Here is a 7,320-nt window from a genome sequence, read left to right as displayed (position 1 = left end):
GATGAAGCAACGAAGAACTATGAAGATGCAAGCCAAGCAGACTCAGTAGCAAGTTCTGCCGCTTCAACAGCAAATAGTGCCGCTAGCGAAGCCAATAGCTACGCTCAAGCAGGCGACAAGGACAAAGCATCCAGTGCTGCAAGTGTAGCAAGTTTCGCAGCAGCAGTGGCAAGTGAAGCACAAAGCACAGCCAGCTCAGCCGCAAGTTCAGCCATCAAGAATGATGAAATCGCAAAGAGTGCTGCCGAAGATGCTACTAACTACAATAGTGAAGCAAATAATGCATGGCAAACAGCTCAAAATGCTCAAAGCGAAGCAAACGATGCTATTAACCGTGAATTAGCTGATAGTTATGCTAGCCAAGCAAGTCAAGCAGCGAATGAAACTACAGCAACTAAGGGTAGTGTTGATAGCTATGCTTCTGTAGCAAGCTCAGCTGCAAGTGCAGCTAATAGTTACGCTAGTGCTGCAAGTTCAAGTGCTAGTGTTGCCACGAGCTCAGCCGAATATAGCAATGATCTAGCTGATGAAATTGCTCAAATTGCTAGTGATAATGCAAATATTCCAGGAGTAAGTGAGTTAGCAAGTCAAGCTGACAGCTTAGCAGATCTTGCTCAAAACGCAGCTCAAAAAGCCACAAGTGCCGCTAATGTAGCCAGCGAAGCAGCTCAAAAGGCAGCAGCAGCTTATGAAGTTGCTGCTAATGCAGATCAAATTGCTAGTGAAGCAATGGAATTTGCCAATAGCGCTGCAAGTGCTGCCACGAGCTATGCTAATGCTGGTGATGTAGCCAAAGCTAGTGAAGCTGCCCAAATTGCAAGTTCAGCAGCTGCAAAAGCTAAGGATGCTGAAGAAATTGCGCGCCAAGCAGCTGATGAAGCAATTGCAAATGAAGAGATCGCACGTCAAGCAGCTAGTGAAGCTAAAGTTTATGAACAACAAGCTTTAGTTGCTTTACAACAATTAAATGATGTTAAGACTGCGCTTAATGAATTGATCAGTGCGGCTACAGTTGATAATACGGTACAAGAACCTGAAGTTGAGGTAGAATCCCCTACTGTGGATACGGAAGTTTCAACTACTGAAAACACAACTGTTGCAAACTCAACCGCAAATACTTCGACTGCTGAAAAACAAATGGTTACAACTTCAACGACCGAAGCTAAAGTAAGCCAACCTAAACAACAAGCCCAAACGGGTGCAACTAACGAATTACCACAAATGGGTGATTCACAAAACAGTGAAACTATTTTAGCTGGTTTAGGTCTTTTGAGTGCTAGTTTGCTAGGATTATTTGGTCTTGGTAAAAAGAAGCGCAAAGAAGATAAATAATTATAATTAAATAACGCCTCCCTTATGTTAGGGAGGCGTTATTTTTATTGCTTATTTCAGAGCTATACTTAAGTATTTTTATTAAAGTGGTGTTATATTTTAGGGGAAAGATAAAATGTTAGGGAGGTTTTTTTTATGAAAAAAGCTGAATTTTTAAAACAAATTACTGGAGGTTTGATCGTTTCGTGTCAGGCATTGCCAAATGAACCACTATACACTAAAGAAGGTAGGGTGATCCCACTATTGGCATTAGCAGCTAAACAAGGGGGCGCGGTTGGGATCAGAGCTAACTCGGTGCGCGATATCATGGAAATAAAGGAAGTTGTCGATCTACCACTTATCGGGATCATTAAACGTGACTATCCACCACAAAAACCATATATTACAGCAACAATGCGTGAAGTTGATGAACTAGTCAAAACTGGTGTGGAAGTGATCGCATTAGATTGTACTTTGCGACCACGTCACGACGGCTTAACGATCAATGAATTTATTCAAAAAGTCAAAGAAAAATATCCCGATCAGCTACTGATGGCAGATATTTCTACTTTAGAAGAAGGGGTTAATGCTGCTAAAGCGGGGGTAGATTTTGTAGGTACAACTTTAGCTGGCTATACAGCAGAAAGTAAACCAACTTCAGGTCCAAATCTGGAATTGATCAAAGGCCTAGTTGATGCTGGACTAGATGTGATAGCAGAAGGAAAGATCCATACCCCACAACAAGCGGCTATGATTCAAAAAATGGGAGTAGCTGGTATTGTTGTTGGAGGCGCCATTACGCGACCAAAAGAGATCACAGCACGCTTTGTCGCCGAGTTAAAAAAATAAAGTAGCTCCATAATAGGGATATCGCTTGCAAAAGGTAAATATAAGTTTTATAATTGGACTATACCAATATACGGGAGGAAGAATGGATCATGGAAGTTATTGTAGTAAAAGATAAATTCGCTGGTGGAAAAAAAGCAGCTGAAATTTTTAAACGCGAGCATGATAGCGGTGCCAAAGTTTTTGGGTTAGCAACGGGGGGAACGCCAGAGACCACCTATGCTGAGTTAACTAAAAGTGATCTTGATTTTAGTGATGATGTTTCGATCAACTTGGATGAATACGTTGGTTTAGGTGCAAATGATGAACAAAGCTACCATTACTACATGCAAAAACATCTTTTTGATGAAAAGCCGTTCAAGAAGTCATATTTACCCGATGGGACTGATTTAGATGCGGCTAAAGAAACTGCACATTATAGTGAGATCATTGCTCAAAATCCGATCGATCTACAATTGTTAGGAATCGGTGAAAATGGACACATTGGTTTCAATGAACCAGGTAGTGCTTTTGATTCCAAGACTTCTAAGATTCATTTGACCGATTCAACGATCAAGGCGAATGCCCGTTATTTTGATAAACCAGAAGATGTGCCTCAATATGCTTATTCGATGGGGATCGGCGAGATCATGAACGCTAAGCACATTCTCTTAGAAGCTTTTGGCAAAAATAAAGCGGAAGCAATCAAGGCAATGATCGAAGGCCCAATGACCGAAGATGTACCGGCAAGTGTTTTGCAAAACCATCCTCAGGTAACGGTTATTGTGGATGAAGAAGCTGCTACACTTCTAGCTAAATAATTTAATAAAAATTCACGAAAAACGCATAGTTCCTGGATAGCTATGCGTTTTTGTGGTGCATATTTAGTGAAGTTTTAAAAGAAAAAATTAAGTATTTAGTATATAATGGTAAATAATGTAAACAATATTGAAAAGCGAGAGTCAAAATGAAAAACAAATTATTATCCGGAACCTTTTGGATGATGCTTGGAAGTATCTTTTCACGGGTCTTAGGTATCATCTATTTGATCCCGTGGTTGATGATGATCGGTTCAGCTAGTGACCAAAATGCGGCCCAAGCGATCTTTAACGCAGCTTATACACCCTATGCGCTCTTCTTGACTTTAGGGGTAGCGGGTTTCCCAACTGCGATCGCACGGCAAGTGGCTGAATATAACGGTCAGAATCGCTTTAAAGATAGTCTATATGTCTTTAAGTATGGCTTGTTGTTTATGCTATTTACGGGTTCATTATGTGGCCTGTTACTTTACTTTTTTGCACCGATGATCGCGCAAAGAAGTGCCGTTGTCTCGACTGAAGTGGCGACAACAGCGATTCGAGTAATGGTCCCAACATTGGTGATCTTACCGCCAATGAGTATGATTCGTGGTTTTTACCAAGGAAATTCTGATATGCGGCCGATGGGGATCTCACAGTTATGGGAACAATTGATCCGCGTGATCTTCATCTTAACGGCAACCTATTGGATCATGATCGTTCAAAAAGGAAGCTATATTAAGGCTGTTAACTATAGTACTTTTGCAACATTTGTTGGTGGGATCGCCAGTTACATATATTTGCTCTCCTATGCACGTAAGCAAATGGGGCAATACCGCCAGCTTTATCATGAAAGTTTGCCGGTCCAAAAGCTCGATGTCTTTACGATCTTTAAAAACATTTTTAAAGAAGCTCTGCCATTTATCTACGTTGGTTCAGCAATTACGGTTTATCAGTTCATTGACCAACTGACTTTTAAAGATATCATGGTCGATCTTACTGGGCTTGATTCGTTACAAGCGCAAAACTTGTACACTTATTTTTCAGCCAACCCGAGTAAGATCACAACGGTCGTGATTTCCTTAACGATCGCAATTTCGGAATCTTCTTTACCATTGTTAGCAACTTTAGCTAAAAAACATGATAAAAAGCAGATCGGTAGGACGATCGCTCAAAATATCGAATTGATGTTGACGACGTTATTACCAAGTTCGTTATTATTAGCGATCCTTGCGTGGGAAGTCAACGGGGTATTTTTCCCCTTCAGTCAATTGGGAGCTCACTTATTAGCATATGCCTTGGTCACAAGCATTGTCTTAGCTGTTTTTACAGATCTATTCACGGTGATCCAATCATTAGGAAATCACCGGTTAGCCGTACGCTACTTAACGTTAGGGATCTTTTTGAAACTAGCATTACAGGTTCCTTTCACCTATCTTTGGGGGGCTTACGGAGCGCTTAGTGCGACGGCGCTATCTTTCTTGTTGATCTCGATCGGGGTCTACGGTCAGATCAAGCTCCGTTATTTACAAAAAGGGCAATTACGTAACGTTAAATTGATCGTAGTGATCAACTTGCTAGTCGCGTTAACGGCGCTATTGACCAACGAATTGATCAAGTTGGTTTATATTCCTGAAAATAAGATCATGGCATTTCTTTACGCCGCTATTTTCGGGGGAGCATTCCTCTTATTGTATATCTTCCTCTTAGATAAGAGTGGAATCTTTAAAGAAATTTTTGGGTTTAAAGTAACCCTATCTTCCAAAGGAAAACATTAAATTATTAAGCGAGTCTAGCCTTGTTTTACAAGTGTTAGACTCGTTTTATTTTGTGCGATCTTTTTGGTTGACAGACTATAATTTTTTTCTTACACTTTCAGTGGTTTAAAATTTATCATTTGAGGGGGATCATCATGAAATTAAAAAAAATGGTGACGTTATTGAGTGTTTTTGCACTCGTCAGTTTAACCTTGAGTGCTTGTGCACCAAAGGAAGATAGTGTTAAAAAGAGCTCGTCGACAAGTAAGAGTGAAAAAACGGTCAGTTTAAATCTTGGAACAATGCCCGCACCAGATTCATTGCCATTATATGTTGCAAAAGAAAAAGGCTATTTTAAAGAAGAAGGGCTTGATGTCAAGTTAACTAGTTTCAAATCACCAACTGAACGTGACGCTGCGATCTCAGCCGGACAATTAAATGGTGCCGTAACAGACGTGGTTGCTTTAGCAAGCTATGTTAATGGTAAATTAGGGTGGAAGAGTGCCACTGCTTTAACTGGTTATTTTGGGATCGTTACTAGCGATAGTTCGGTCAAAACCGTAGCAGATCTAAAAGGCAAAACGATCGCCACGCTTTCACGCCAAACACCAACATTTTATCTTTACCAACAACTAAAGAAAAATGGCTTGTCAGCAGATGATGTCACGATCAAAGAAGTTCCTTCGATCCCTGTACGGTTACAATTAGTGGCACAAAAACAAGCCGACGCTACGATCTTACCCGATCCATTTTTGAGCATGGCAAAAGCTCAAGGTTTAACGGAGATCGCTAAGAGTAACCCTACTAAATATCAAACAACGATCTTAGCTTTAGATAAAAAGACGAGTCAAAATAAAGAAACAGTTGCTAAGTTGACCAAAGCCTACAATAAAGCAGTTGCTCAAATCAACAAGCATCAAGCAAGCGATTATCAAACGATTTTGACCAAGAATCTTAGCTTCCCAGAAAGTGTAGCTAAGAGCTATACGTTACCGCATTATACTAAGGCACAAAAAGTTGCTGAATCAACTTTAAAAGAAGCTTTTGAATACGCTAAAAGTGAAGGCGTCTTAAAGGAAAATGTTGATCCTGCTAAATACCAACTTTCGGTGACTGATTAATGTTTCAAGTAAGAGATCTAACGGTCAAATATCAAGCTAAAGTTGTTTTTTCCAAGTTATCCTTTGAGTTAGCCGATAACACGATCCTCGCTGTTTTAGGACCCTCGGGAAGTGGGAAAACATCGCTCTTAAATGCAATTACGGGGCTCTTATCCCATCAAGGTGAGATCTTGTTAAACGGCCACCCATTAGATACTAAAGCTCAAACGATCGCCTTAGTTCCTCAAGATTATGGCTTATTGCCGTGGAAAACAGTCGAACAAAACGTGCTTTTAGCACTTAAGGTCAAAGAAAAAAAGGGCGGTAAAGATCAGCCTAAATTACAGGCACTTTATGCAGCTTTAGGCTTGACTTCATTACTTAAACGCTACCCACATCAGCTTTCAGGAGGGCAAAAACAACGGGTCGCCTTAGCGCGTGCTTTTGCGCTTACTCCTGATTTATTGTTACTAGATGAAGCTTTCTCAGCGTTAGACCTAGTGATCAAACAAAAAGCGCAACAACTCTTTTTAAGACAGTGGCAAGAAACGCCGGTAACGACTTTAGTAGTAACACATGATTTAAAAGAAGCACTCTTATTAAGTGACCAGATTTTATTACTAACGCCTAATAAACCGCAGTTGATCACTAATCCGCTGGGAGATTTAGACTATGATAGTCGGACCGAAGCCAAGGTCTTAACGCAAGTTTTAAGTGAGCTTGAAGCAGAGGTGAAAAGACAATGGTGAAAAAATTTCTTCGTCTTTTATACGCACTGTTTATCTTGCATGCTATTTGGGCGGTTGCTGCACTCTTAGTCAATCGCCCCTTATTGCCAACTCCTTGGGCAGTTTATAGTTATTTTCCTCAGTTAGTTGGACTTGATCTTTGGTGGAATATTTATTTTAGTTTATATCGGCTAGGGTGGAGTTTATTTTGGGCAACGGTGATCGGGGTGCCTTTGGGGATCGCAAGTGTGCGTTTCCCCAAGTTTGGACAATTATTTGATCCATTAGTGTACTTTACTTATCCTATGCCTAAGATCGCTTTTTTACCGGTAGTTATGTTGTTGGCAGGCTTAGGTAATGCTTCGAAGATCATCATGATCAGTTTGATCATTGTTTTTCAAATTATCATCGGGGTGCGAGATGCAGTTTCGCAAGTTCCTAGTTCAATGTATCAAGTCTTAGAAGTTTTACATGCGAATCGCTGGACGATGTTTTGGGCAGTGACTTGGCCAGCTAGTCTAGCCGGCTTTTTATCAAGCTTAAAGATTGCCCTTGGTACCGCCATTGCGACGCTCTTTTTTACGGAGATCTATGGCACCCAGTACGGAATGGGGTATTTTATCATGGATCAATGGAATCGGCTTGATTATTTGGCGATGTTTGGTGGGATCATTGTGATCAGTGTGGTTTCATTTCTGCTTTTTTCGCTGATCAGTTTAATTGAACACTATTGTTTACGGTGGCAAAAAGATAAATAAGCTAAAAAATTCGGCCAAAAATTTTTGGTCGAATTTTTTGTTGA

At 40.5% G+C, this 7,320-nt stretch carries 7 protein-coding genes; all 7 read left to right on the top strand.

Translation table 11 applies throughout. The features are described from left to right. A partial coding sequence (locus FC32_RS01965; protein ID WP_156398995.1) for an LPXTG cell wall anchor domain-containing protein occupies nucleotides 1-1,332 on the top strand: 1,332 nt, incomplete at its 5' end. A 135-nt stretch (nucleotides 1,333-1,467) separates the two neighbouring features. Continuing rightward, on the top strand, nucleotides 1,468-2,160 hold the full coding sequence (locus FC32_RS01960) for an N-acetylmannosamine-6-phosphate 2-epimerase (RefSeq protein ID WP_025088087.1): 693 nt from the start codon (nucleotides 1,468-1,470) through the stop codon (nucleotides 2,158-2,160). Between the two features lie 89 nt (nucleotides 2,161-2,249). Continuing rightward, nucleotides 2,250-2,957, top strand: a complete 708-nt coding sequence (locus FC32_RS01955; RefSeq protein WP_025088086.1) for a glucosamine-6-phosphate deaminase — start codon at nucleotides 2,250-2,252, stop codon at nucleotides 2,955-2,957. Nucleotides 2,958-3,103: 146 nt separating this feature from the next. Beyond that, entirely contained in the window at nucleotides 3,104-4,711 is a 1,608-nt protein-coding gene (locus FC32_RS01950) for a putative polysaccharide biosynthesis protein (RefSeq protein ID WP_025088085.1), read from the top strand. Nucleotides 4,712-4,845: 134 nt separating this feature from the next. Beyond that, nucleotides 4,846-5,811, top strand: coding sequence for an ABC transporter substrate-binding protein (locus FC32_RS01945; protein ID WP_025088084.1), 966 nt, complete (start codon nucleotides 4,846-4,848; stop codon nucleotides 5,809-5,811). Then, nucleotides 5,811-6,539: an ATP-binding cassette domain-containing protein gene (locus tag FC32_RS01940; RefSeq protein WP_056957228.1), complete on the top strand. Its 729-nt coding sequence runs from the start codon at nucleotides 5,811-5,813 to the stop codon at nucleotides 6,537-6,539. The genes FC32_RS01945 and FC32_RS01940 overlap by 1 nt, the downstream gene beginning before the upstream one ends. Beyond that, nucleotides 6,533-7,276: an ABC transporter permease gene (locus FC32_RS01935; protein WP_056957227.1), complete on the top strand. Its 744-nt coding sequence runs from the start codon at nucleotides 6,533-6,535 to the stop codon at nucleotides 7,274-7,276. Before FC32_RS01940 ends, FC32_RS01935 begins: the two co-directional genes overlap by 7 nt. Nucleotides 7,277-7,320: the final 44 nt, after the last annotated feature.

Source organism: Ligilactobacillus apodemi DSM 16634 = JCM 16172 (genome assembly GCF_001434405.1).
Lineage (GTDB): Bacteria > Bacillota > Bacilli > Lactobacillales > Lactobacillaceae > Ligilactobacillus > Ligilactobacillus apodemi.
This window is presented reverse-complemented; position numbering and strand designations above follow the sequence as displayed.